A 24,476-nucleotide genomic window follows, 5' to 3' on the forward strand; every position below is an offset into this window, starting at 1 on the left:
AGCAAAACCCGTACCTTAACGTTTTCAACTCGCTACGGCTATCAGAGCAGGTCGGTTTTACGCGCTACTTCCAGCGTTCGGCGGCTTGATGGTCGCTGTCGCGCGCATCGACCCAACGATCGCCCTGTTCGGTGGCTTCACGCTTCCAGAACGGCGCACGGGTTTTCAGGTAATCCATGATGAACTCGGTAGCAGCAAATGCGCTACTGCGATGGGCGCTGCTGACGCCCACAAACACAATTTCATCACCAGGGAACAGTTCGCCCACGCGATGGATCACCGTCACCTGCTGCAACGCCCAGCGCTGACGCGCCTCTTCGACTATTTCCGCCAGCGCTTTTTCTGTCATACCCGGATAGTGTTCCAGGGTTAAAGCGGCCACGCTGTCACCGAGATTGTGATTGCGCACTTTGCCGGTAAAGGTGACCACCGCGCCATCGCTGTCATGCGCGGCGAGTTGGCGATACTCCTCGCCGACATCAAAAGGCTCAACGCCAACGCGAATACGAGTGGCCATGCTCATCCTCCGGTGACCGGTGGGAAGAACGCCACTTCATCGCCCGCACGCAGCGGGTGGCTCATCGGTACCAGCGTCTGGTTGACCGCTGCCAGCAATTTGCCGGATTCGAGCGCCAGCGCCCAGCGATCGTTCCTCTCCGCCAGCGCTGCACGCAAGGTTGCTACATCCTGATATTCCGGTTTCAGCTCTAACGCGCTGGTGCCGGTCAATTCGCGCACCTGGGCAAAAAACAGCACCTTAATCATGTGCCACCGCCTGAAAATCGCCGGATTTGCCGCCGCTTTTGCTGAGCAAACGCAACTGATCGATCACGATATCTTTCTGCACCGCTTTGCACATGTCGTAAATGGTCAGCGCGGCCACCGATGCGGCGGTCAGCGCTTCCATTTCCACGCCGGTTTTTCCGGTCAGACGGCAACGAGAGGTGACGCGCACGCGGTTGTGCTCAGGCTCGGCCACCAGCGTCACTTCCACCTTGCTCAACATCAGCGGATGGCACAGCGGGATCAACTCCCAGGTGCGTTTCGCTGCCTGGATCCCGGCAATGCGCGCCGTGGCGAACACGTCGCCTTTATGATGGCTGCCGTCGATGATCATCTGCAGCGTTTCCGCGCTCATCAGCACCAGCGCTTCAGCCTGGGCTTCACGCACTGTTTCGTTTTTACCGGAGACATCCACCATGTGGGCTTCGCCGGCGGCATTGATATGAGTTAATGATGACATGCTTACAACTTCTTCAAATGAGAGACAAAATTACAAGGGCGCGTGCGTGCATCCAGCTGTTCTTCAATGATGCGTTCCCAGCCGCTGCGGCAGGCGTTGGTCGATCCCGGCACGGCAAAAATCAGCGTCTGATTCGCCAGCCCGGCGACCGCACGTGATTGCAGCGTGGAACTGCCAATCTCTTCGTATGAGATCATCCGGAACAGTTCGCCAAAGCCGTCGATTTCACGGTCGAACAGCGGCAGCAGCGCTTCCGGCGTGCTGTTTTTGCTGTTAAATCCGGTGCCGCCATTGACGATCACCACCTGCACATCATCACTGGCAATCCAGCGCGACACCGTGGCGCGAATGCGGTAACGGTTATCAGGCACGATCGCGCGATCCACCACCTGGTGCCCGGCTTCTGTCAGTGCCTCACGCAAGTAGTCGCCCGAGCTATCATTGCTGGCATCACGGCTGTCCGAGACGGTCATCACCGCCACATTCAAGGCGACAAACTCGCCGGTAGGTTTACCCATGGCTGTAACTCCTGTGTTTAGCCGCCAATGAAAGAGAGGTTTTGTGTGATGCCGGTGTTGCCCTGATGCAGGAAGTGCGTCTGCTTTTTCTGGCCGAGACTGTGGGCAATCCGCGCCTGTAATTCATCCTGCTGATCGTCCGATGCCAGTAAATCGCGCAGCGAAACACCGCCGTCGCCAAACAGGCACAGATGGAGATTGCCCATTGCCGACACGCGCAGACGGTTGCAGCTGGCGCAGAAATCTTTTTCGTAGGGCATGATTAAACCGACTTCGCCCTGATAGTCAGGATGGCGGAACACCTGCGCCGGACCGTCACTGCGTCCACGCGGCTGAAGCTGCCAACCCTGCATGATCAGTTGATCGCGAATCACCTCACCCGAGATGTGATGACGACGGAACAGATCACCGCCCTCGCCGGTTTCCATCAGTTCGATAAAGCGCAGCTGAATTGGACGGATGCGGATCCAGTCGAGGAAGGTCGCCAGGCTGTGGCTGTTGAGATCGCGCATCAGCACGCTGTTGACTTTGACCTTCTCGAACCCGGCGTCAAACGCGGCATCAATTCCGGCCATCACTTCCGCGAATTTGTCCTGGCCGGTGATGGCGTGAAACTGGCGCGCATCAAGGCTATCGACGCTGACGTTGATGTTGGTGAGTCCCGCGTCACGCCACGCACGAACATCACGCGCCAGGCGATAGCCGTTGGTGGTCACGGCGATCTGGCGTATGGCATCGTTTTCGCGCACCGCAGCGATGATATCGGTGAAGTCACGGCGCATAGAGGGTTCGCCGCCGGTCAGGCGCACTTTTTCCGTGCCCGCAGCCGCAAAGGCACGCGTCACGCGGCGAATCTCGTCCAGCGAGAGGAAACTTTTGTTGTGATTACCGTTCGGTCTATAGCCGTCTGGCAAACAGTAGGTACAACGGAAGTTACACACATCCGTGACCGACAGACGCAGATAGTAGAAGCTGCGCGCATAGGCATCTGTAAATTGTGGCACCTGAACACCTTTCCAAATACGGGAGATGCAGTCATTTCTTTCTGCACCCTGGCAGCGATGCTGCGGCCAGGCATCCATATCGTTATGACTTAGGCATGCAAGGCTTGGGAGTCTGTTGTCATTATGGACAACACGGTTAATTCGAATGGTAGCGCGATTTCTCCCTCGCATCCATCAGTGAATTTCGCTATATATATTGATATATAACGTTTTTTCACCGCATTATCGCCGCAGGATACGGTAAAATGCGCGACAGATATTGATACACATCACTTCAACTGCACGACAACCTGCAGTTGTCCGTTAAAAGGAACAGCATGAATCGTACCCTGGCAGATTTGGATCGCGTGGTAGCACTGGGCGGCGGGCACGGCCTGGGTCGTGTGATGTCGGCGCTGGCACCGCTGGGCTCACGCCTGACCGGCATCGTGACCACCACCGATAACGGCGGATCCACCGGACGCATTCGTCGTTCGGAAGGCGGTATTGCCTGGGGAGATATGCGTAATTGCCTGAACCAGTTAATCATGGAACCGAGCGTAGCCTCGGCAATGTTTGAGTACCGTTTTGCCGGTAACGGCGAACTGGCCGGTCACAACCTCGGTAATCTGATGCTCAAAGCGCTCGATCACCTTAGCGTGCGGCCGCTGGAAGCCATCAACATCATTCGCAATCTGCTCAAAGTCGATGCCTTCTTGATTCCGATGTCGGAGCAACCGGTAGACCTGGTGGCGCAGGATTGCGAAGGCAATATGGTGTATGGCGAAACGGCAATTGATGAAATGAAGCTACCGCCGCAAGAGTTGATGCTGCATCCCAATGTCACTCCCACTAAAGAAGCACTGGATGCGATTGCGGAAGCGGATTTGATCCTGATTGGCCCAGGCAGTTTTTACACCAGCCTGATGCCAATTCTGCTGATGGAGGAGATGGCACGCGCGCTGCGCCGTACGCCCGCCACCATGGTGTTTATTGGCAATCTTGGACGTGAGTTAAGCCCGGCCGCCAGCCTGACGGTGGCGGATAAACTGGCAATGATGGAAAAAGCCATCGGCAGGCGAGTGATTGATGCCGTGGTGGTCAGCCCGTCAGCGGACGTCAGCGGTGTGGAAGATCGCCTGATTGTACGCGAACCGCTGGAGGCCGCCGATATCAAGTATCGCCACGATCGCCAGCTGCTGCGGATTGCATTGGAACATGCGATTCAGGCGGTTTAACCTCGCGCAGGCAGTGCGCATAAATACGCACCTTACGAGGGCGAATGTTAAGTAGGGTCGCAATTCAGGCAGGACCTGGCACATAGGTAGCAGATCAGACCGGGCACATAGTTAACACGTATGTGCTCAGTCGATTTGAATGATACGTCTTTCTGCACGGTCAGGAAGCGGCAATAAACAACTCACGCAGTTGATGCAGCTGGTCACGCACGCTGGCCGCCTCTTCAAATTCCAGATTCTGCGCATGCTGCTGCATCTGCACCTCCAGCTCGTGAATTTTCTTCTGCATCGCCTGTGGCGTCAGTGCCAGATAGTTGGCTTCTTCTTCCGCCGCTACGCGTGAGGCGGTTTTGCCCTTGCCGCGTGTTTTCACCACGTTTTTGCCCAGCTCAAGAATATCGGTGATTTTCTTGTTGAGGCCTTGCGGCACAATGCCATTCTCTTCGTTGTAACGCTGCTGCTTCTCACGACGACGCTCGGTTTCGCCCATCGCGCGCTCCATCGAAGGGGTGATCTTATCGGCGTACAGAATCGCCTTACCGTTGATGTTACGCGCCGCACGGCCAATAGTCTGGATCAGTGAGCGTTCGGAACGCAGGAAGCCCTCTTTATCCGCATCGAGGATCGCCACCAGCGACACTTCCGGCATGTCGAGACCTTCGCGCAGTAAGTTGATGCCCACCAGCACATCGAACTCACCGAGACGCAAATCACGAATGATCTCCATACGTTCAACCGTATCGATATCGGAGTGCAGATAGCGCACCTTCTCGCCGTGCTCCACCAGATATTCGGTAAGATCTTCCGCCATGCGTTTGGTCAGCGTAGTGACCAGCACACGTTCATTGATCGCCACGCGTTTGCGAATTTCTGATAGTAAGTCATCCACCTGAGTGGCGACCGGACGCACTTCCAGAATCGGATCCAGTAGCCCGGTGGGACGTACCACCTGATCAATCACTTCGTCACCGGATTTTTCCAGCTCATAGTTACCCGGCGTGGCCGAAACATAGATGGTTTGCGGTGCCAGCGCTTCAAACTCTTCAAAACGCATCGGACGGTTATCCAGCGCCGAAGGCAAGCGGAAGCCATATTCTACCAGCGTCTCTTTACGTGCGCGGTCGCCGCGATACATGCCGCCAATCTGGGGGATGGTGACGTGCGATTCGTCCACCACCAGCAATCCATCGGCGGGCAGGTAGTCAAATAAGGTCGGCGGTGGCTCGCCCGGACCGCGACCCGAGAGATAGCGCGAGTAGTTTTCAATGCCAGAGCAGTAGCCGAGTTCGTTCATCATTTCGAGATCGAACTGGGTACGCTGGCTGATGCGCTGCTCTTCCAGCAGTTTATTGTTCTCCAGCAGCACCTTGCGACGATCCACCAGCTCGACTTTGATCTCTTCCATCGCCTGCAGAATACGTTCGCGTGGCGTCACGTAGTGCGTTTTCGGATAGATAGTGAAACGCGGGATCACGGACTCAATCTGCCCGGTCAACGGATCGAACAGCGACAGACGCTCAACTTCTTCGTCAAACAGTTCGACACGCAAGCCGATATCGTCGGATTCAGCCGGGAAGATGTCGATCACTTCGCCACGCACGCGGAAGGTGCCACGCTGGAACACCTGATCGTTGCGGGTATATTGCAGCTCCGCCAGACGGCGCAGAATGCTGCGCTGGTCGATAATCATGCCGCGCGTAAGGTGCAGCATCATTTTCAGATAGAGATCGGGATCGCCCAGGCCGTAAATCGCCGAGACCGAGGCCACCACAATCACATCACGGCGCTCCAGCATCGCTTTGGTGGCTGAGAGACGCATCTGTTCAATGTGTTCGTTGACCGCCGCATCCTTCTCAATAAAAGTGTCGGAACTCGGCACATAGGCTTCAGGCTGGTAGTAATCGTAATAAGAGACAAAAAACTCCACCGCGTTATCCGGGAAGAACTCTTTCATCTCACCGTATAACTGCGCCGCCAGCGTTTTATTGGGCGCCATCACCATCGTCGGCCGATTGAGGTCGGCAATCACGTTGGCGATGGTAAAGGTTTTGCCCGATCCGGTTACCCCGAGCAGGGTCTGATGCGCGAGCCCATCCTCCAGCCCCTCTTCAAGACGACGAATGGCCTCGGGCTGATCGCCTGAAGGTTTGAAATCAGAGTTGAGTTTGAAGGCTTTACTCATGGTTTTGCGGTTCCTGCAGAAGATGTCAGCGAGCAGGCTGATAATTCTACTCTGCTATGACGAATTTGCCAGAAAAAAATACTGGATATATTTACAGATATCTTGCACGATAACGGGGAAAGCAGCTGTCTCGCTTCAGTGCAATTTAAGCGGCAAAAGGCAAAAGCTTGTTGCGCAAGGTTATCCCCAGAGCCGTGACGCTTTTAACATTTGTCAAGAGAGCGTCATTAAATTGCAGTCCGATGACAAGGCAGAAAAATCTCAGGCTTGCTTTTAATTAACCTTCTGATTTTATTGGTAATGACTCAGAAGTCCAGTTTCGCAGCATAATGTATGCAGGCCGCGTATTTCCTCGCTTCCACGCGGTTTTCAGTCGCTAATGCACAAGGTTATCCACAGGAATAGTGGATAACTGAATCCAGCCCCGAGCCCATCAGCTGTGTATAATTTTCCCCGCTCTTATCCTGGCGTGCGAAATATTTTTTTTTTCGTTTTTTTTTCCGCCTGCCTTAAACCGCTTTAACTATCCTTTTGGCAAGTCAAGCACCATTGTTGTCGAAAAAACCGTACCTTAAGACCACTTATTTCTTCAGTGATTGCCTTATCAATGAACAGATGCACCAGAAACGTTAAGCATTCAGCACCGTCAAAGTGCAGTCAGGTTATTACTCAGTGGGATTATTAAGTATTTCTCACCTTTTAAGCCCGCTTTCGCTGGATTCTGACTCAGAATATCCCGTTCCATTAACCTGGCCTGGTAATTGCAGTAGTTTAACGATGGAGTGACGAGTCCATACGGCTTGCCTTGCAGGCCATCAACAGCAGTGTCCACCTTAATCGTGCACGACTGTATGCCAGACGACACAGAGCGGGAGCATTCAGGCAAATAATCTGGAAGGAGTATGTCAGATGCTGAGTTTACGTTCGGTGAATCAGTTTTACGGTCACAACCATATCCTGTGGGATGTGGATCTCGATCTGCCGCCCGGCACCTGTACGGGTGTGCTGGGCAGTCCTGGCATGGGCAAAACCACGCTGGTGAACTGCATTATGGGTCGCTTGCCCATTAACAGTGGCTCAATGATCTGGCAGGAAGATGGCTCGCCACCCGAGAATTTGTTGCTGCAGCCCGCCGAACAGCGTGCGCGCATGGGAATTGGCTATGTGCCGCAAGGTCGCCATATCTTTTCGCAGATGAGCGTGGAAGATAATTTAATGATCGCGCTGATGGCCGCTCAGGACGATCGCAGCCGTGCCATTCCTGAAATGGTGTTTGACCTGTTCCCGGCACTCTATTCCTTGCGTCATCAGCGCAGTGGCGAATTGCCGATGGATCAACAGCAGCAGCTGGCACTGGCGCGAGCATTGGTGCTGCAACCTAAACTGCTGATTCTGGATGAGCCGACCGAAGGAATGTCGCCGTGGCTGGAAGAGGAGATGGGCAACCTGATCCGCCGTCTTAATCGCGATTACGGCCTGACCATTTTACTGCTGGAGCAGCATGTCTCCTTCATCCGCCGCGTGGCAGACTATTTCCTGCTGCTTCACCGTGGTCGCAATGTGGCGCAGGGTAAAGTCGCTTTGCTGGATGATGTGACGGTGAATAAGTGGCTGACAGCGACATGATGATGTGGTCGCCATCGATGAACTGCAGCCAAAATGTTGCATCACATTCTGACATTTGAGGTGCTGGTCTATGGCGGCCCTACGGACGAAATGATGTCAGGTGCGCACTGTTGCGTACCTGACATCGAATCGCCATCCATAACGATCCTACGGGCGGTATGAAGTAGAGTGCGCATGAATGCGCATCTGAAACAGGCTCATGACTGCGGCAACGTTAAATACTGACCGCACTCGGCCTGTTGTGCTTCGCTGTCCAGATAGGGAATTTCACCGAGGAACGGTGCATCAATACGTTGACGCAGCGTGGCCATGTACTCGGCATGTCGTTTACCTGGCGGCTGAATATCATTGGCAATCCAACCGGCTAACCTCAACCCTCGCGCCTTCACCGCTTCCGCTGTCAGCATCGCGTGGTTAATACAACCTAGCTTCACCCCCACTACCAGAATCACCGGCAGTTGTTCCGCTTCGACCCAGTCAGCATAGGTCTGCGTCTCGGATAATGGCGTAAACCAGCCGCCCGCACCTTCAACCAATACCCATTCGGCCTGCTGCTCCAGCGCGCGCAATCCGGCTGACAGCGCAGAAAACGCAATCGGCCTGCCCTCTTCCGCGCTGACAATATGCGGTGACGTCGGCTCGACAAATGCCAGTGGATTCACCTGCTCATAGCTGAGCGCCAGGCTGCTGTAGCGCTGCAACGCCAGCGCATCACTGTTACGCACGCCCTCTGGGGTGATCTCGCAGCCCGATGCCACGGGCTTGTATCCTGCGGTGCGTAAACCTGCTGCGCTTGCCGCCTGCAACAGTGCGCCACTGGCGACCGTTTTGCCCACTTCGGTATCCGTTCCGGTAATAAACCAGCGTGTCATTTGCTCAAAACTCCGTACATCAAGTGATAACTAAGACGATAACCCTGCGGATCCTGCGGCCAGTGCTGCTCCAGTTGCGTGAGCTGCGAGCGTGTGAGCGGCTGTGCGCCACGGCCGTCGTGCAGATGCGTAGCACCAATGCCTTTCAAAGAACGCATGGCACTCAGCGCGCTGGGGAAATGCAACGTGATAGTCTGCGGCTGGCACTGCGCCAGTAAGCCTGTGAGAGCGGCAGAGAACTGCGCTGCGCTGAGAAAACGATTGGCGTGCTGACGGCCATCTAACCGAGCCCAGGCTTCATGCACTTCATGCAGGGAGCCATCGAGCAAGGTTGAGAACAGCACGCTGCCACCCGGCCGTGTGACGCGCAAAAACTGCTGCAACGCCAGGCGCAGATCGCTGCTCCACTGCACCGCCAGATTGCTCCACACGCCATCAACGCACGCATCCGGCAGCGGCAGGTTATCGATATCGCCTTGCAGATAGTGCTGCGCCGAGCACTGCTCACGCGCGGCGTCCAGCATCGCGCTGGAGAGATCCAGCGCCGTCAGTTCGCGTCCACGATCGCGCCAGTAGCGGCTGTACCAACCGGTGCCACAGCCCGCATCCAGCAGATGCGGCCCGAAGCCCGCGGGTGCCAGCGCCAGTAGCGCATCGCCGCTCTGCCGTTGCAGCTCGGCATGCTGCTCGTAATGCTGTGCGGCACGGCCAAACGCTTTGGCGACCGCCTGCTTGTTAACCTGCAGCGTCATACAGCGCCTCCAGCAGACGATCAATATCGTCGTTATGATGGGCAGCAGTGAGCGTAATGCGCAGCCGCGCCGTGCCCGGCGGCACCGTCGGAGGACGAATGGCGCTAACCCAGCATCCCGCTTGTGCCAGTCGTTGTGACAACGCCAGCGCCGCGCTATTTTCCCCGACGATCAACGGCTGAATAGCACTGGCTGATGGCATCAGTTGCCAGGGCAAATCAGCGGCACCCGCCCGGAATCGCGCAATATGACTATTCAGCCGCTCACGCAGTTCATCGCCCTGCTGGATCTGGTGCAGCGCCGCCAGCAGCGCACAACACTGTGCCGGTGGCATCGCGGTGGAGTAGATCAGATGGCGTGAAAACTGCTCGACGTAATCCGCTGTGGCATCGTCACTCAGCAGCGCTGCACCGCTGACGCCAAAGCCCTTGCCAAACGTGACAATCAGCAATTCCGGCTTCACGCCCTGTTGCCAGCAACTGCCGCGCCCCTGCTCACCGTGCACGCCAATACCGTGCGCATCATCCACCAGCAGCCAGCCGTTGGCACGGCGCGTCTCTTCAGCAAGAGCGGCGAGCGGTGCGCTGTCGCCATCCATGCTGAATACGCCTTCGGTCACCACCAGCGTACCGCCTTCCGACGGGCTAGCCAGCAGTTTTGCCAGACTCTCCGGCTGGTTGTGCGCAAAGCGGCGTAATGTGGCGGGACTGTGGCTGGCAGCATCCAGTAATGAAGCATGCGCCAGCTTATCAGCAAGAATGCGATCCTGCTTTTCAGCCAGCAGGTGGATCACCGCCTGGTTGGCGGCAAAGCCAGAGATAAACAGCAGCGCACGCTTGTAACCCAGCCAGTCAGCCAGTTGCTCTTCTAACTGCGCATGATGACGGCTATAGCCCGTCACATGACCCGACGCGCCCGCTCCCGCCCCCGCTTCTGCTGCGCCCTGTTGCCAGGCCGCAATCACCGCTGGATGCTGGCTCAGCCCGAGATAATCATTGCTGGAGAAGTGACGGTATGAACGCCCCTCCAGGGTTATCTCGCGCACGCTGTTGTGTTCAACCCGGCGTCGCAGACGCCAGCCATCGGCATCACGTCGCGCCGCCAGCGCCTGTTCGATGCGAGATGACCAGCCCATCACACCGCCGCGTTGTAGAACTGCTCGGTATCAGCGTGCACCAGCTGCTCACTGAGCTGATACTGCTGTTCGTTATCACCGGCGGTAGTAGCGGTATGCTCTGGATTCAGGCCCAGCTTGCGGAACAGAATCAGATCTTTGTCCTCTTCCGGGTTTGGCGTGGTCAGCAGCTTGCAGCCGTAGAAAATCGAGTTAGCACCGGCCATAAAGCACATCGCCTGCGTCTGTTCGCTCATCTGTTCACGACCTGCGGACAGGCGGACGTGCGACGATGGCATCATGATACGCGCCACGGCGATGGTGCGGATAAAGTCGAACGGCTCAACGTCATCGTTATCGGCCAGTGGCGTGCCTTTGACTTTCACCAGCATGTTGATCGGCACGCTCTCGGGCGGTGTCGGCAGGTTCGCCAGCTGCACCAGCAAGCCAGCACGATCTTTCACGGTTTCACCCAGGCCGACGATGCCGCCAGAGCAGACTTTGATACCTGCGCCGCGCACTTTATCCAGCGTATCCAGGCGTTCCTGATAGCTGCGGGTGGTGATGATGCTGCCGTAGAATTCCGGCGAGGTATCGAGGTTGTGGTTGTAAAAATCGAGCCCCGCTTTGGCCAGGCGTGCCGCTTGCGTATTTTCCAGCGTGCCCAGCGTCATGCAGGTTTCCATGCCCATGGCTTTAACGCCCTGCACCATCTGCTCCAGATACGGCATGTCGCGTTCGTGCGGGTTTTTCCACGCAGCGCCCATGCAGAAGCGGCTCGATCCTGCCGCTTTGGCTTTACGCGCCGATTCCAGCACCGCTTCCACTTCCATCAGCCGCTCGGACTCCAGCCCGGTCTTGTAGCGCGCACTCTGCGGGCAGTATTTACAATCTTCCGGGCAGGCACCGGTTTTGATCGACAGCAGCGTACTGACCTGCACCTGACGCGGGTCAAAATGCTGACGGTGAACTTGCTGTGCTTCGAACATCAGCTCAAGGAAAGGTTTATCGAACAGAGCCTGGGCTTGTGTCAGTGTCCAGCGGTTTGCCATTGCTTACTCCAAAAAAAGGGGTTCATCCCGACGATTAACGTGGTTATACTTGTAAACTAAATCTTTTCAAAATGGTTTACAAGATCGATGTTCACCCAAGACGACCTCAACTTTGACCGCCAGCATATCTGGCATCCTTACACGTCAATGCGCGATCCCCTGCCCTGTTATCCGGTGGTCGCGGCGCACGGTTGCCAGCTCCAGCTGGCCGATGGACGCGAACTGGTCGACGGTATGTCGTCGTGGTGGGCAGCGATTCATGGCTACAACCACCCGCGCCTTAATCACGCGCTGACGCAGCAAATGGCTAAGATGTCGCATGTGATGTTCGGCGGCATTACCCATCCGTCGGCAGTGGCGTTAAGCCGTCAGCTGGTCGAGATGACCCCTGAAGCGCTGGAGTGCGTGTTCCTCGCCGATTCGGGGTCGATTGCCGTCGAATTGTCGATGAAAATGGCGTTGCAGTACTGGCTGGGGCGCGGTGAAACGCGACAAAAATTCCTGACGTTAAAACGTGGCTATCACGGCGATACTTTTGCCGCGATGTCGGTGTGCGATCCGGAAAATTCGATGCACAGTCTGTGGCGCGGCTATCTGCCCGAGCATCTGTTTGCCGCTGCGCCGCAGTGCGGTTTTGATGACGAGTGGAACGAAGCGGACTTCGTTGATTTCGCCCGGTTAGCCGAGACGCACCATCGCGACATTGCCGCGGTGATCCTTGAACCGATTGTGCAAGGCGCAGGCGGCATGCGCTTCTATCACCCGCGCTATTTACAACAGGTGCGCGAGTTGTGCGATCGCTATGGCATCCTGCTGATCGCCGATGAGATCGCCACCGGCTTTGGGCGCAGCGGCAAGCTGTTTGCCTGCGAGCACGCTGGGATTACGCCAGATATTCTCTGCCTCGGTAAAGCGCTGACCGGCGGCACCATGACGCTCTCCGCCACGCTGACCACGCGCGAAGTGGCCGACACCATTAGCCGCAGTGCGGCGGGCTGCTTTATGCATGGCCCGACCTTTATGGGCAATCCGTTGGCCTGTGCGGTGGCCGTTGAAAGTCTGACGATGATCAACGAGGGTCTCTGGCCTGCGCAGGTGGCGGCGATTGAACAGCAATTGCGTCGTGAGTTGTTGCCGTTGCGTGAGCATCATGCGGTGGTGGATGCACGCGTGCTGGGCGCGATTGGTGTGATTGAAACGCGTTCACCGGTCAATATGGCGGCGCTGCAGCAATTCTTTGTCGAGCGTGGCGTATGGATTAGGCCGTTCGGCAAGCTGATCTATCTGATGCCACCTTATCTGATTTCTGCCGCAGAGCTGGCGCAGTTAACCCAGGCGGTGCGCGCGGCGTTGGACGTTGAGGCACATTTCCTGGCCTAAGCGAACTGGAAGTGGCGCGCATTTTCCACCATGATGGAGAGCACACTGCACAACGGAAAAAGGAGAAGTCATGCGCGTAGTTAGCCAGGATTTTAAAGACGGCGATAAAATGCCCGAACGTCACGTTTTCAATGGGATGGGACGTCAGGGTGACAATCTGTCACCTCATCTGGCGTGGGATCAAGTGCCTGCTGGGACAAAGAGTTTTGTGGTGACCTGCTTCGATCCTGATGCCCCCACCGGTTCTGGCTGGTGGCACTGGGTCGTGGCAAATATTCCGGCTGACGTCACCGAGCTGCCACAAGGTTCCGGTTCAGGCGTGGTCGAGCTGCCGCAGGGTGCGATTCAAACCCGTACCGACTTCGGTCAAACCGGTTACGGTGGCGCAGCACCACCACAGGGTGATCCGCATCGCTATATCTTTACGGTGCACGCGATGGACACCGATAAGATTGATGTCGACGCCGGCGCGAGCGGCGCCATGGTCGGCTTTAATGTGCACTTCCATGCACTGGCAAGCGCGTCGATTACAGTTCTGTATTCTTAAAATGAGAACGGCGCCGAATGGCGCCGTTTTATCATCAATCCAGGGTGTGAATCACCACCCACATCGGGCCCTGTCCCACCGCGTAACGCGCCAGCGGTTGCAACAGACCGCGATTGGCAATCTTGTAGACTTCGATATGGTGCGACTTCTGCCCTGCCGCCACCAGATATTGACCGCTGTTGTCGATATTAAAGCCGCGCGGCTGGGTTTCGGTTGGCTGATAACCTTCAATCGCCAGCACTGAACCATCTTCGCTGATGCTGAATGCGGTAATGGTGCTGCTGGTGCGGTCACAGGCGTAGAGGAAACGACCGTCTGGCGTGATATGGATATCGGCCGCCCAGCGCGTGTCGCTGAAATCTTTTGGCATCATATCCAGACTCTGCACACGCTCAACCTGACCATGCACGTTGTTCAGTGCCCACACATCCACGGTGCTATCAAGTTCATTCACTACATAGCCGTACGCGCCATTTGGATGGAATGCCATATGGCGCGGACCCGCGCCTTCAACCGTGGTGACCTGTGCTTGCTCGCGCGGTGCCAGAGTGCCATCGGCGTTAAGCTGGAACAGGCAGATACGATCCTGCTTCAGTGCTGGCACAAACAGCGTTTGGTTGCTGAGATCGATATTGGCTGAATGGCAGCCATCCATGCCACCAATCACCTGGCTTGGGGCTTGCGGCAAACCGTCACTGTCGATCGGGCTGATGCTGACACATGCATCATTGTAAGAACCGCAGAACAGGAAGTTACCCTGACGATCGGTCGAAATATGCGTTGGGCTGCCCGGCAGTGGCGCTTCACCCGCCAGACTCAGAGAACCGTCGGCCGCAATGCGATACGCTAATACGCGAAAATTCGGACGAACGCCGACATAGAGGAAATCTTTCTTCGGGCTCACCACCATCGGCTGCACCTGACCGGCCACATCCGTGACCTGCAATAACGTCAGTGCGCCATCTTCCTGCAACTGCCACGCATGGATCTGCTGGCTCTCGGGACTGGCGGTATACACGACTTGTTTCATGCGTTTTTCCTTATTCGCTGCCTGATGAAAGGGATAACTGTAGCGCGTTTCATTTTGCCGCGCTGGATTCATTTGTGCCCTGTTTTTTGTCTCAGGGCCGCTGCCGGGTGTAGACTCAATGCTTTGCTAACTCCCGGACGGAAAGTGTAATGAGCTACCGCGTAATCGCCCTTGACCTCGACGGCACCCTGCTGACCCCTACTAAAACTATTTTGCCTGAATCGATCGAAGCTTTAGTCCGCGCACAACAGGCGGGGGTCAAAGTGCTGATTGTGACCGGTCGCCACCACTGCGCCATTCATCCTTTTTATCAGGCGCTGCAGTTGGATACACCCGCAATCTGCTGTAACGGCACCTACTTGTACGATTATCAGGCGAAAAAGGTATTGGCTTCCGATCCGCTGGAAAAAAGCCAGGCGAGCCGCGTGATTGAGATGCTCGATCAGGAGAACATTCACGGCCTGCTGTATGTCGATGATGCCATGCTGTATCAGGAGCCGACAGGCCATGTGACCCGCACCCTGAACTGGGCACAATCCCTGCCGGAAGCGCAGCGTCCTCTGTTCCTGCAGGTGCCAAGCCTGGCGCAGGCGGCGCTGGATGCGCAATCCATCTGGAAGTTCGCTCTTTCCCACCCTGACACCCGTGCATTGCAGCAGTTTGCTGAACGCACTGAAGCCGAACTCGGCCTGGCGTGTGAGTGGTCATGGCACGATCAGGTTGATATCGCTCAGGCGGGCAACAGCAAAGGCAAGCGTCTGGCACAGTGGGTAGAGAGCCAGGGCTTCAGCATGCAGGATGTGCTGGCGTTCGGCGATAACTACAACGATCTCAGTATGCTGGAGCAGGTCGGTTTAGGCGTGGCGATGGGCAATGCTGATGAAGCGATTAAAGCGCGCAGCAAAAAGGTGATTGGCACCAATCTGGAGCCAGGTATTGCCGAAGTGATTTATCAGGAAGTCCTGTAAGCACAGGATGTTCGCGGTGCGCATCACGGCGCACCTTGCGAATGCTTAAGGTGCGGCCGCTGCTGCACCTGATTGTTAATAATGAGGGTCACACCGGGTGCTTTCATCCGCACATCGCACACATTTTGTCTGATCGCCCTTGATGACCCTAAGGTCAAGCCGTGATCGCCACACTCTTAATTTGCGCATACAGCCATTGATCAGGCCGGATCCCCAACTCGTCGCGCGCCCAGGGGGAAATTCGCGCCCACAACTCGCTAATGCCAATACGCAGCTTCACTTCCACCTGATCGTCAATCTCCAATAATTCGACCACCTGAGCTGGCAAAATATTGCGCACCGAGGTGTTTTGTGGCGGCTGTAAGGCCAGTGACACATCACCGGACGCGATACGAATTCGTAGTGCGGTTTTCAGCGGCTGGTTAACACGGCTTACCCAGATATGCTGATCCCCCAAAGAGAGTGCCGTCATCGGGTAATCGGGATGCTGTTCCAGCACCTGCACCCTTAGCACGCTGCTGCGATCGGCTATCGGCAGCCACGGGCGCATCGCCGCACTGCTCCATACCTTCTCCAGCGAACCAAAGGCTTTGACTTTGCCGCTGTCGAGCACCAGCACGTTGTCCGCCAGTTGCAGAATTTCATCCAGGCTATGTGAGACATAAAGAATCGGAATATCGACCTGTTTCGCCAGCTTTTGCAAATACGGCATCAATTCGCGCTTGCGTGGTAAATCCAGCGACGCCAGCGGCTCATCCATCAATAAGATGTCGGGCGCGGTAAGCAGTGCACGACCAATCGCCACGCGCTGTTTCTCGCCGCCTGACAACGAGGCCGGAAAACGGCTCAGCAGAGGCTCAAGGCCCAGTAATGCCACCAGCGCGTTAAACTGCGGCTTCATGGTAGCTGCCATGCCATATTGCAAATTGCCGCGCACCCGATAGTGCGGAAACAACCGAGCGTCCTGGAACACATAGCCAACGCGGCGTTTTTCCGGCGGCAGATTGACCTGCGTCGCCGAATCAAACAGTAGACGATCGTTGAGCTGAATCTGGCCGCTTTGCGGCTGTGTCAAACCGCCAATCGCGTTGATTAGCGACGTTTTGCCCGCACCGGATACGCCAAAAATAGCCGTAATGCCGCTGCCGGGAACCTGCACATTAACGTCCAGTTGGTGATCGCCCAGCAACTGGGAAATATTGAGATTAAGCATCAGGCGGCACCTAACCGCTTACGGCCCCAACGTGCCAGCAGCTCAGAGGCCACCAGCGATAACAGCGCCAGGGCAATGGCCACCGCACACAAGCGTGCGGCAGTGCCTTCTGCGCCGGGGGTTTCAATCAGGGTGAACATCGCCGAGGGAATGGTGCGTGTCTCGCCGGGGATATTCGAAACGAAAGTGATGGTGGCGCCAAACTCACCCAGTGAACGGGCGAAAGCGAGAACGGTGCCGACAATGATACCCGGGAGCGTGAGCGGCAAGGTGATAGTGAAGAACACGCGCCAGCGACCGGCACCGAGCGTGCGTGCTGCCTGTTCCAGTTTGGTATCCACCGCTTCCAGTGCCAGACGAATCGCCCGCACCATCAGCGGAAACGCCATCACGGCCGAAGCCAGTACCGCCCCACGCCAGCTAAAGGCCAGGGTGAAACCGAACCAGTCGTAAAGCCACTCGCCGATGAATCCGCGTCGGCCTAATGCAATCAGCAACAGATATCCCACCACCACCGGTGGCAATACCAGCGGCAAATGGATAAGACTGTCGAGTAAGGTTTTACCTGGAAACCGGCAACGTGCCAGAATCCAGGCCATCATGATGCCAAACGGCAAGCTAAACAGCACCGCTACGCTGGAGACTTTTAAGCTGAGAAAAACGGCCTGCCATTCGGGATCACTGAGTATCATTTCTTCGGCGCAAATCCATACTGTTTAAACACAGCAGCGGCGTCCGGCCCCTGCAAATATGTGTAGAAGGCTTCAACCGTTGCGTTCTGATGATCTTTTACCACCGCCATCGGATATTCCACTGGCTTGTGGCTATCGTCCGGGAAGCGTCCTACCACCTGCACTTTGTCACTGGCCACCGCATCAGAACCGTACACGATGCCATACGGTGATTCATTGCGTTCGACCAGCGCCAATGCGGCACGGACGTTGTTAGCCGGTGCAAGCTGCGGCGACACGGTATCCCACGCACCCAGCTTTTGCAGCGCTTCTTTGGCATAAATCCCGGCCGGGACATGATCCGGATCGCCCACCGCCAGACGTTCGCCTTTCAGCAAACTTCTCCAGTCAGTTTTTGCATTGATAGTCACCGCTTTTGCGCTGTCGCTTTTCGGTGCCACTAATACTAAATCATTGCCCAGCAACGTGTAGCGGGTGTTCTCCACCACACTCTTTTTATCCACCGCATAGTCCATCCACTGCTGATCAGCAGAGATAAACAGATCGGCCGGCGCGCCCTGTTCAATCTGGCGTGCCAGAGTGGATGAAGAGGCGAAGGACGATACCACTTCAACGCCGCTCTTTTTCTGATATTGCGTGGCAATATCCTGCATCGCATTGGTTAACGATGCCGCAGCAAACACGGTGATCTTCTCTGCCGCCACAGCGTGACCGGCCATGGAAACAGTCAGTACGGTAACAGCAGCCCAGCGGTAATTGATTTTCAGCATTTTTTACTCCTTGTTACGTTATATATTCGATAATACAACGCAGGGACAAATGCTGTCATGAACTTAATATCGGCAGGATTGAGGGGAAGTTAAAGAAAAAACGCCCGCTGACTGCGGGCGCTTATAAAATCAGTGTTGCGAGCTGTTGGCAGGACGATCGTCGCGGCGGCCAAATTTGGAGATGACGTTGAACACTTCACCCAGGCCGTAAATCAGACCGAGCATAATGGCCATCACAATTGGCACCATGATGACAGCCACAGCCAGGCTTTTAAGCAGTTCCAGCATGGAAACCTCACGCAGAAAATAAAAAAGTGATTGTAACGGTTAGGGAAAAAAACGCACTGCCCTTTTCGTGCTTTTACTTTTGGCCTTACACTTGTCGTACTCACTTAAGGAGCTGACATGCAGGCAGAACTTTCTCTTCACATTCGTCTTCAGCAGAAGCTGTTTGCCGACCCTCGTCGCATCGAACTGCTGAAACGCGTGCAGGAAACCGGCTCCATCAGCCAGGGCGCTAAATTAGCGGGCATCAGCTACAAAAGTGCCTGGGATGCCATCAACGACATGAATCAGATGGCTGATCAAACCTTAGTCGACCGTGCCACCGGAGGCAAAGGCGGTGGCGGCGCGCAGCTGACGCGCTATGGCGAGCGTCTGATTCAGCTGTTTCACCTGATGGAGCAGATCCAGCAGAAAGCTTTTGATGCGCTGCAAAACGACAGCCTGCCGCTCGACAGTTTACTGGCGGCGATTGCGCGTTTCTCCCTGCAAACCAGTGCGCGCAATCAGCTATTTGGCACGGTGATGGCGCGCGATCACCATCAGGTGCAGCAGCACATTGAGGTTCAGCTGGCCGACGGCGTCACGCGTTTGCAGGTGGCAATCACCGAACGCAGTGCCGAACGTCTGCAGCTCGACAGTGGCAAAGAAGTGCTGGTGCTGATCAAAGCACCGTGGATTCAGGTGAGCCGGGATGTGGTAAACAGCGATAATCAATTGCAGGTAACGATCAGCGCCATCGAGCCAGGTGAACAGGTCAACGAAGTGTTGATGACATTGCCGAGTGGTGAAACCCTGTGTGCAACGGTGAATAACACGCAGGTGCAACAGCAGAATCTGCAGCCGGGCGACAGCGTGACCGCCAGTTTTAATGCGGAACACGCCATCATCGCCACACTGCTCTGAAAACCAGGCCATGATTTGACTTCGTCTGCGTCGCTCGCTACAACTGAGTAACACGATGCATAAAACGGAATGAATCATGGCTTCATTGCAAATTTCGCAAGGCATATTTCACCTTAGCGACACCCGAGCACTGTCCCTTAACGATCTGACTCTCAAAAGCGGCGAAAGCTGGGCCTTTGTTGGCGCCAACGGCAGCGGTAAATCCTCACTGGCGCGCGCACTTTCTGGTGAACTCTCGCCGGGTAAAGGCGCGGTTACCCAGGACTTTCAGCGTCGCACGCGCCTCTCGCTGGAGCAGCTGCAAAAGCTAGTGGCGCAGGAGTGGGAACGCAACAACACCGATCTGCTGAGTGAAGGCGAAGACGATACTGGCCGCACCGCCGCACAGATCATTCAGGATGAAGTGAAGGATGAGGCGAGGTGTCAGGCGCTGGCCCAGCAGTTTGGCATCACCTATCTGCTCGATCGCCGCTTCAAATACCTCTCCACCGGCGAGACGCGCAAAACCTTGCTGTGCCAGGCGCTGATGGCGCAGCCCGATTTATTGATTCTCGATGAACCTTTCGATGGGTTAGATGTTGCCTCACGCGCCAGCCTGGCGGAGACGCTGAGCGATCTGCACCAGCATGGCTTTACCGTGGTGCTGGTGCTCAACCGTTTTGACGATATTCCTGACTTTGTGCAACAGGTCGGTGTGCTGGCCGAGTGCACCCTCACCCACGTCGGTAAACGTCAGGCGATTCTGGCGGAAGCACTGGTGGCACAACTGGCACACAGTGAGAAACTCGACGGCATGGCTTTACCAGAAGCGGATGCGCCGGATCAGTTGCCGCAGCTGGCAGAAGACGCGCCACGCGTGATTCTGCGTAATGGCGTGGTGTCGTATAACGATAAAGCGGTGATCGACGGGCTGAGCTGGCAGGTGAATCCCGGCGAGCACTGGCAAATTGTGGGGCCCAACGGCGCGGGTAAATCCACTCTGTTGAGTCTGGTGACCGGCGATCATCCGCAAGGCTACAGCAACGACTTAACCCTGTTTGGTATCCGTCGCGGCAGCGGTGAAACCATTTGGGACATCAAGCAGCACATTGGCTACGTCAGCAGCAGTTTGCATCTCGATTATCGTGTCAGCTGCAACGTGCGCACCGTGGTGCTGTCGGGCTTTTTCGATTCGATCGGCTTGTATCAACCCGCTTCGGATCGGCAGAAAGCGCTGGCGCGCCAGTGGCTGGCCTTATTGGGCATGGACAATCATCTGGCCGATGCGCCGTTCCACGGTTTGTCCTGGGGCCAGCAGCGCCTGGTGCTGATTGCGCGTGCGCTGGTCAAACACCCTACCTTGTTGATTCTGGATGAGCCGCTGCAGGGATTGGATCCGATTAACCGCCAGCTGGTGCGCCGCTTTGTTGATGTGCTGATTGGTGAAGGACGAACGCAGTTACTGTTTGTCTCACACCATGCCGAAGATGCGCCGCAGTGTATTACTCATCGCCTGAGCTTTGTGAAGCAGGATGAAGGGTACGGATTCCAGCAGGATGATTTGCGCTAACCTCGTCGTCATCAACCCCGCCCCTGCATCGTAGGGGCATATTTATGCTTCAATCCGGTCTTCTGCTAAACCCTTTTACATTGTCGCGTGCGCATTGATATGCACCTCATTGAATAGCCGATGTAACCGCTACCATTTACCCGCCTGGTATTTCAGCAAACGCGCGCTATGACCCCACAAAATGAGAATCGTCACCTTGTGTAAACGATACCATTTATCCAGACTGGATCACGCTTTGGGGCCCGCCTTTGTGCTACCTTGATCGCAGTGATTTTGATCCGTTTGCCGTTTACCAGGACTCGTTATGGAAAAATTTAATCCGGTTGATCATCCGCATCGCCGTTATAACCCATTGATCGATCAGTGGGTGTTGGTCTCACCGCATCGTGCCAAGCGTCCGTGGCAGGGTGCGCAGGAAACGCCTGCGCTGGAACAACTGCCTGCGCACGATCCTGACTGCTTCCTGTGCGCTGGTAATACCCGTATCACCGGGGATAAAAACCCGGACTACAAAACCACCTATGTTTTCACCAACGACTTTGCCGCGCTGATGACCGATACACCCGATGCGCCGCAAAGCGACGACATGCTGATGCGCTGTGAGAGCGCACGCGGCACCAGTCGGGTTATTTGCTTCTCACCTGACCACAGTAAAACGCTGCCGGAATTGCCGCTCAGTGGACTGGAAGATATTGTGCGCACCTGGCAAGAGCAGACCGCCGATCTCGGTCAGCACTATCCATGGGTGCAGGTGTTTGAGAACAAAGGCGCAGCGATGGGCTGCTCAAATCCCCATCCGCACGGCCAGATCTGGGCTAACAGTTTTCTGCCCAACGAAGCGCAAAAAGAAGATGATAATCAGCGCCGCTACTTTGACGAAAAAGGTTCGCCGATGCTGGTGGATTACGCTGCGCGCGAGTTAAAAGATGGCAGCCGCACCGTGGTAGAAACCGAACACTGGCTGGCCGTGGTGCCGTGGTGGGCCGCGTGGCCGTTTGAAACCCTGCTGCTGCCGAAAGCCCATATCAAACGCATTACCGATCTCACCCCGGCGCAGCGTAGCGATCTGGCGCTGGCGCTTAAGCAGCTCACCAGCCGCTACGACAACCTTTTCCAGTGCTCCTTTCCCTACTCGATGGGCTGGCACGGCGCGCCCTTTAATGGCGAATCCAACGAGCACTGGCAGTTACATGCTCATTTCTATCCGCCGCTGCTGCGTTCGGCCACGGTACGTAAATTTATGGTTGGCTACGAAATGCTGGCCGAAACCCAACGTGATTTAACGGCGGAACAGGCAGCAGAACGTCTGCGTTCTGTCAGCGATATCCATTTCCGCGAGGCGCAATAAATGTCATTAAAGTCCACTACTCAACAGGTTTTCGCTGACACCTTTGGCTATCAACCGACGCACAGCATTCAGGCGCCAGGCCGCGTGAATCTGATTGGTGAGCACACCGATTACAACGACGGCTTCGTGCTGCCGTGCGCCATTGATTACCAGACGGTGATTGCCTGCGCCAAACGTGACGACCGCCAGGTGCGCGTGGTCGCGGTTGATTATGACAATCAACAAGACAGCTTCTCGCTGGATGCGCCGATTGAAGCGTTAAAAGAGCCGATGTGGGCCAACTACGTGCGCGGTGTGGTGAAACATCTGCAGAAGCGTGATGCCAGCTTTAGCGGTGCCGATCTGGTGATCAGCGGCAACGTGCCACAGGGTGCGGGCCTGAGTTCATCGGCGTCACTGGAAGTAGCGGTCGGCACCGTGTTCCAGCAGCTCTATCAGCTGAAGCTGGACGGCGCTGCGATTGCGGTTAACGGTCAGGAAGCGGAAAACCAGTTCGTTGGTTGCAACTGCGGCATTATGGACCAGCTGATTTCTGCGCTGGGTCAGCCCGATCACGCCATGCTGCTGGACTGCCGCACACTCGGCACACGCGCCGTCTCGATGCCGGAAGATGTCGCGGTGGTGATCATCAACTCCAACTTCCGCCGCAGCCTGGTGGGCAGCGAGTACAACACCCGCCGTGAGCAGTGCGAAACCGGTGCACGATTCTTCAACAAACCGGCGTTGCGCGATGTCACGCTGGAAGAGTTTGCCGCGTCGGAATCGCAGCTGGATGCGCTGGTGGCAAAACGTGTGCGCCATGTCATCACCGAAAATGCCCGTACGCTGGAAGCCGCCGATGCGCTGAGCAGTGGCGATCTGAAGCGCATGGGTGAACTGATGGCCGAATCCCACGCCTCAATGCGTGATGATTTTGAAATCACCGTTCCGCCTATCGATCAGCTGGTGGAGATCGTCAAGGCAGAGCTCGGTCCGCGTGGCGGCGTTCGTATGACCGGCGGCGGCTTTGGCGGCTGCATCGTGGCACTGATGCCAACCGAACTGGTGGATCAGGTGAAAGCCGCGGTTGCCGAAAAATACGAAGCGCAGACCGGCATCAAAGAAACCTTCTACGTGTGCAAAGCGTCAGCAGGAGCAGGCCAATGGTAAGCGACGTCAACTCTCATGCGCCAGACGGGCAACCGTGGCGCATCACCGTGCTGCGCAATCGCAACGGCATGGTGGTCACTTTTATGGACTGGGGCGCGACCTGGCTCTCCGCGCGCGTGCCGATGCAGGATGGCAGCGTACGTGAAGCGCTGCTCGGCTGCGCGACACCATCGGATTATCTGCATCAGGATGCTTATCTCGGTGCCACGGTTGGCCGTTACGCCAACCGTATCGCCTCGGCTGAGCTTAAGCCACTGAATCTACTGCTGGCGGCCAATCAGGGCGCACATCAGCTGCACGGCGGCCCGGAAGGCTTCGATAAACGCCGCTGGCAGATCGTTAGTCAGAGCGAAACCGAAGTGCACTATCGTATCGATTCACCCGATGGCGATCAGGGTTTCCCCGGCAACCTGATTGCCGATGTGATTTACCATCTCGACGATGATAACTGCCTGTCGATCACCTATGACGCGCAGACCGACAAGCCCTGCCCGGTGAACCTCACCAACCATGCTTACTTCAATCTTGACGCGCATCATGGCGATGCACGCCAGCATCGCTTACAACTGCACGCGGATCGTTACTTACCGGTCGATAGCGAAGGCATCCCTAACGCGCCACTGAAAGCCGTGGCCGGCACCAGCTTCGATTTCAATCATCCGAAGTGTGTGATGGATGACTTCCTCGCCGATGACGATCAAAAAGCGGTGAAAGGCTATGACCACGCGTTTCTGCTCAGCACCGCTGGCGACAGCACTCAGCCCGCCGCCGAACTGTGGTCGGCCGATGGCAAGCTGGCGCTGACCGTGTTTACCGCCGCACCGGCGCTGCAGTTCTACTCCGGCAACTATCTGGATGGAACACGCGCCCGTGAACAGGGCAGCTATACTGCTTTCCAGGGCATCGCGTTGGAGAGTGAATTTTTACCGGATTCGCCCAACCATACCGAGTGGCCGCAGCCTGATTGCTGGCTGCAACCCGGCGATCGCTGGCAGTCTGTGACGCGTTATCGCTTCACACCGCAGTAAGCCAGCGGATGAAAAACGCGCACTGCGTTAGCGA

The 24,476-nt window shown here is 56.2% G+C and carries 25 protein-coding genes and 1 riboswitch; of the genes, 10 read left to right on the top strand and 15 right to left on the bottom strand.

The genetic code is table 11. From position 1 onward, the window contains the following. Nucleotides 1-64: 64 nt before the first annotated feature. From moaE to moaA, 5 genes are all read right to left on the bottom strand, one after another. The gene (gene moaE / locus AC1MDE_RS09855) at nucleotides 65-517 is read right to left on the bottom strand and encodes a molybdopterin synthase catalytic subunit MoaE (protein ID WP_058961607.1); all 453 of its coding nucleotides are present in this window, start codon (nucleotides 515-517) and stop codon (nucleotides 65-67) included. Between the two features lie 2 nt (nucleotides 518-519). Then, on the bottom strand, nucleotides 520-765 hold the full coding sequence (gene moaD / locus AC1MDE_RS09860) for a molybdopterin synthase sulfur carrier subunit (protein WP_058961608.1): 246 nt from the start codon (nucleotides 763-765) through the stop codon (nucleotides 520-522). Next, on the bottom strand, nucleotides 758-1,243 hold the full coding sequence (moaC, locus tag AC1MDE_RS09865) for a cyclic pyranopterin monophosphate synthase MoaC (RefSeq protein WP_038648103.1): 486 nt from the start codon (nucleotides 1,241-1,243) through the stop codon (nucleotides 758-760). Before moaC ends, moaD begins: the two co-directional genes overlap by 8 nt. 2 nt (nucleotides 1,244-1,245) lie before the next feature. Further along, nucleotides 1,246-1,761 carry a molybdenum cofactor biosynthesis protein B gene (gene moaB / locus AC1MDE_RS09870; protein ID WP_034821116.1) on the bottom strand — a complete coding sequence of 172 codons (516 nt, stop codon included), beginning with the start codon at nucleotides 1,759-1,761 and terminating at the stop codon, nucleotides 1,246-1,248. A 17-nt stretch (nucleotides 1,762-1,778) separates the two neighbouring features. Then, on the bottom strand, nucleotides 1,779-2,765 hold the full coding sequence (moaA, locus tag AC1MDE_RS09875; protein ID WP_058961624.1) for a GTP 3',8-cyclase MoaA: 987 nt from the start codon (nucleotides 2,763-2,765) through the stop codon (nucleotides 1,779-1,781). Continuing rightward, a riboswitch (molybdenum cofactor riboswitch) is annotated at nucleotides 2,754-2,888 on the bottom strand. It overlaps the preceding gene by 12 nt. A 194-nt stretch (nucleotides 2,889-3,082) precedes the next feature. Here moaA and AC1MDE_RS09880 point away from each other — a divergent pair. Beyond that, nucleotides 3,083-3,982, top strand: coding sequence for a gluconeogenesis factor YvcK family protein (locus AC1MDE_RS09880; RefSeq protein WP_034821119.1), 900 nt, complete (start codon nucleotides 3,083-3,085; stop codon nucleotides 3,980-3,982). 160 nt (nucleotides 3,983-4,142) lie between these two features. Here AC1MDE_RS09880 and uvrB read toward each other — a convergent pair whose 3' ends face one another. Then, the gene (gene uvrB, locus AC1MDE_RS09885) at nucleotides 4,143-6,164 is read right to left on the bottom strand and encodes an excinuclease ABC subunit UvrB (RefSeq protein ID WP_034821123.1); all 2,022 of its coding nucleotides are present in this window, start codon (nucleotides 6,162-6,164) and stop codon (nucleotides 4,143-4,145) included. A gap of 909 nt (nucleotides 6,165-7,073) precedes the next feature. On the opposite strand from uvrB, the gene AC1MDE_RS09890 reads away from it, so the two are divergent. Continuing rightward, a complete protein-coding gene (locus tag AC1MDE_RS09890) occupies nucleotides 7,074-7,790 on the top strand; it encodes an ABC transporter ATP-binding protein (protein ID WP_034821129.1) in 717 nt (238 codons plus the stop codon). A gap of 197 nt (nucleotides 7,791-7,987) precedes the next feature. Here AC1MDE_RS09890 and bioD read toward each other — a convergent pair whose 3' ends face one another. From bioD to bioB, 4 genes are read right to left on the bottom strand one after another with little or no spacing between them, the layout of a single operon-like run. Then, a complete protein-coding gene (gene bioD, locus AC1MDE_RS09895; RefSeq protein WP_058961610.1) occupies nucleotides 7,988-8,662 on the bottom strand; it encodes a dethiobiotin synthase in 675 nt (224 codons plus the stop codon). Then, on the bottom strand, nucleotides 8,659-9,414 hold the full coding sequence (bioC, locus tag AC1MDE_RS09900; protein ID WP_058961611.1) for a malonyl-ACP O-methyltransferase BioC: 756 nt from the start codon (nucleotides 9,412-9,414) through the stop codon (nucleotides 8,659-8,661). The genes bioD and bioC overlap by 4 nt, the downstream gene beginning before the upstream one ends. Then, a complete protein-coding gene (gene bioF / locus AC1MDE_RS09905) occupies nucleotides 9,398-10,549 on the bottom strand; it encodes an 8-amino-7-oxononanoate synthase (protein WP_058961612.1) in 1,152 nt (383 codons plus the stop codon). Before bioF ends, bioC begins: the two co-directional genes overlap by 17 nt. Beyond that, nucleotides 10,549-11,580, bottom strand: coding sequence for a biotin synthase BioB (gene bioB, locus AC1MDE_RS09910; protein ID WP_038648116.1), 1,032 nt, complete (start codon nucleotides 11,578-11,580; stop codon nucleotides 10,549-10,551). The genes bioF and bioB overlap by 1 nt, the downstream gene beginning before the upstream one ends. A gap of 87 nt (nucleotides 11,581-11,667) precedes the next feature. On the opposite strand from bioB, the gene bioA reads away from it, so the two are divergent. Next, nucleotides 11,668-12,960: an adenosylmethionine--8-amino-7-oxononanoate transaminase gene (bioA, locus tag AC1MDE_RS09915; RefSeq protein WP_480344522.1), complete on the top strand. Its 1,293-nt coding sequence runs from the start codon at nucleotides 11,668-11,670 to the stop codon at nucleotides 12,958-12,960. A gap of 70 nt (nucleotides 12,961-13,030) precedes the next feature. Further along, on the top strand, nucleotides 13,031-13,507 hold the full coding sequence (locus AC1MDE_RS09920) for a kinase inhibitor (protein WP_480344523.1): 477 nt from the start codon (nucleotides 13,031-13,033) through the stop codon (nucleotides 13,505-13,507). 34 nt (nucleotides 13,508-13,541) lie between these two features. Here the strand turns inward: AC1MDE_RS09920 and pgl are convergent, their stop codons facing one another. Then, on the bottom strand, nucleotides 13,542-14,537 hold the full coding sequence (gene pgl, locus AC1MDE_RS09925; protein WP_479398134.1) for a 6-phosphogluconolactonase: 996 nt from the start codon (nucleotides 14,535-14,537) through the stop codon (nucleotides 13,542-13,544). 149 nt (nucleotides 14,538-14,686) lie between these two features. Between pgl and AC1MDE_RS09930 the strand changes: the two genes are divergently transcribed. After that, the gene (locus tag AC1MDE_RS09930; protein WP_479398133.1) at nucleotides 14,687-15,505 is read left to right on the top strand and encodes a pyridoxal phosphatase; all 819 of its coding nucleotides are present in this window, start codon (nucleotides 14,687-14,689) and stop codon (nucleotides 15,503-15,505) included. Between the two features lie 154 nt (nucleotides 15,506-15,659). Here the strand turns inward: AC1MDE_RS09930 and modC are convergent, their stop codons facing one another. From modC to AC1MDE_RS09950, 4 genes are all read right to left on the bottom strand, one after another. Continuing rightward, nucleotides 15,660-16,718 carry a molybdenum ABC transporter ATP-binding protein ModC gene (gene modC, locus AC1MDE_RS09935; protein WP_480344524.1) on the bottom strand — a complete coding sequence of 353 codons (1,059 nt, stop codon included), beginning with the start codon at nucleotides 16,716-16,718 and terminating at the stop codon, nucleotides 15,660-15,662. After that, the gene (gene modB, locus AC1MDE_RS09940; RefSeq protein ID WP_097117397.1) at nucleotides 16,718-17,410 is read right to left on the bottom strand and encodes a molybdate ABC transporter permease subunit; all 693 of its coding nucleotides are present in this window, start codon (nucleotides 17,408-17,410) and stop codon (nucleotides 16,718-16,720) included. The genes modC and modB overlap by 1 nt, the downstream gene beginning before the upstream one ends. Next, on the bottom strand, nucleotides 17,407-18,180 hold the full coding sequence (modA, locus tag AC1MDE_RS09945) for a molybdate ABC transporter substrate-binding protein (RefSeq protein ID WP_479398131.1): 774 nt from the start codon (nucleotides 18,178-18,180) through the stop codon (nucleotides 17,407-17,409). The genes modB and modA overlap by 4 nt, the downstream gene beginning before the upstream one ends. Before the next feature lie 129 nt (nucleotides 18,181-18,309). Further along, nucleotides 18,310-18,468, bottom strand: a complete 159-nt coding sequence (locus AC1MDE_RS09950; protein WP_013508338.1) for an AcrZ family multidrug efflux pump-associated protein — start codon at nucleotides 18,466-18,468, stop codon at nucleotides 18,310-18,312. A gap of 117 nt (nucleotides 18,469-18,585) precedes the next feature. On the opposite strand from AC1MDE_RS09950, the gene modE reads away from it, so the two are divergent. The 5 genes from modE (at nucleotide 18,586) to galM (ending at nucleotide 24,442) form a co-directional block, all read left to right on the top strand. Then, nucleotides 18,586-19,368: a molybdenum-dependent transcriptional regulator gene (gene modE, locus AC1MDE_RS09955; RefSeq protein ID WP_480344525.1), complete on the top strand. Its 783-nt coding sequence runs from the start codon at nucleotides 18,586-18,588 to the stop codon at nucleotides 19,366-19,368. A gap of 76 nt (nucleotides 19,369-19,444) precedes the next feature. Further along, entirely contained in the window at nucleotides 19,445-20,917 is a 1,473-nt protein-coding gene (gene modF / locus AC1MDE_RS09960; RefSeq protein WP_479398129.1) for a molybdate ABC transporter ATP-binding protein ModF, read from the top strand. A gap of 304 nt (nucleotides 20,918-21,221) precedes the next feature. Continuing rightward, nucleotides 21,222-22,265 carry a galactose-1-phosphate uridylyltransferase gene (gene galT, locus AC1MDE_RS09965; protein ID WP_058961620.1) on the top strand — a complete coding sequence of 348 codons (1,044 nt, stop codon included), beginning with the start codon at nucleotides 21,222-21,224 and terminating at the stop codon, nucleotides 22,263-22,265. Beyond that, nucleotides 22,266-23,414, top strand: coding sequence for a galactokinase (gene galK / locus AC1MDE_RS09970; protein WP_479414695.1), 1,149 nt, complete (start codon nucleotides 22,266-22,268; stop codon nucleotides 23,412-23,414). It abuts the gene before it with no gap. Beyond that, on the top strand, nucleotides 23,408-24,442 hold the full coding sequence (galM, locus tag AC1MDE_RS09975) for a galactose-1-epimerase (protein ID WP_479398128.1): 1,035 nt from the start codon (nucleotides 23,408-23,410) through the stop codon (nucleotides 24,440-24,442). The genes galK and galM overlap by 7 nt, the downstream gene beginning before the upstream one ends. Nucleotides 24,443-24,476 lie beyond the last annotated feature (34 nt).

It is taken from the genome of Pantoea folii, assembly GCF_056678875.1.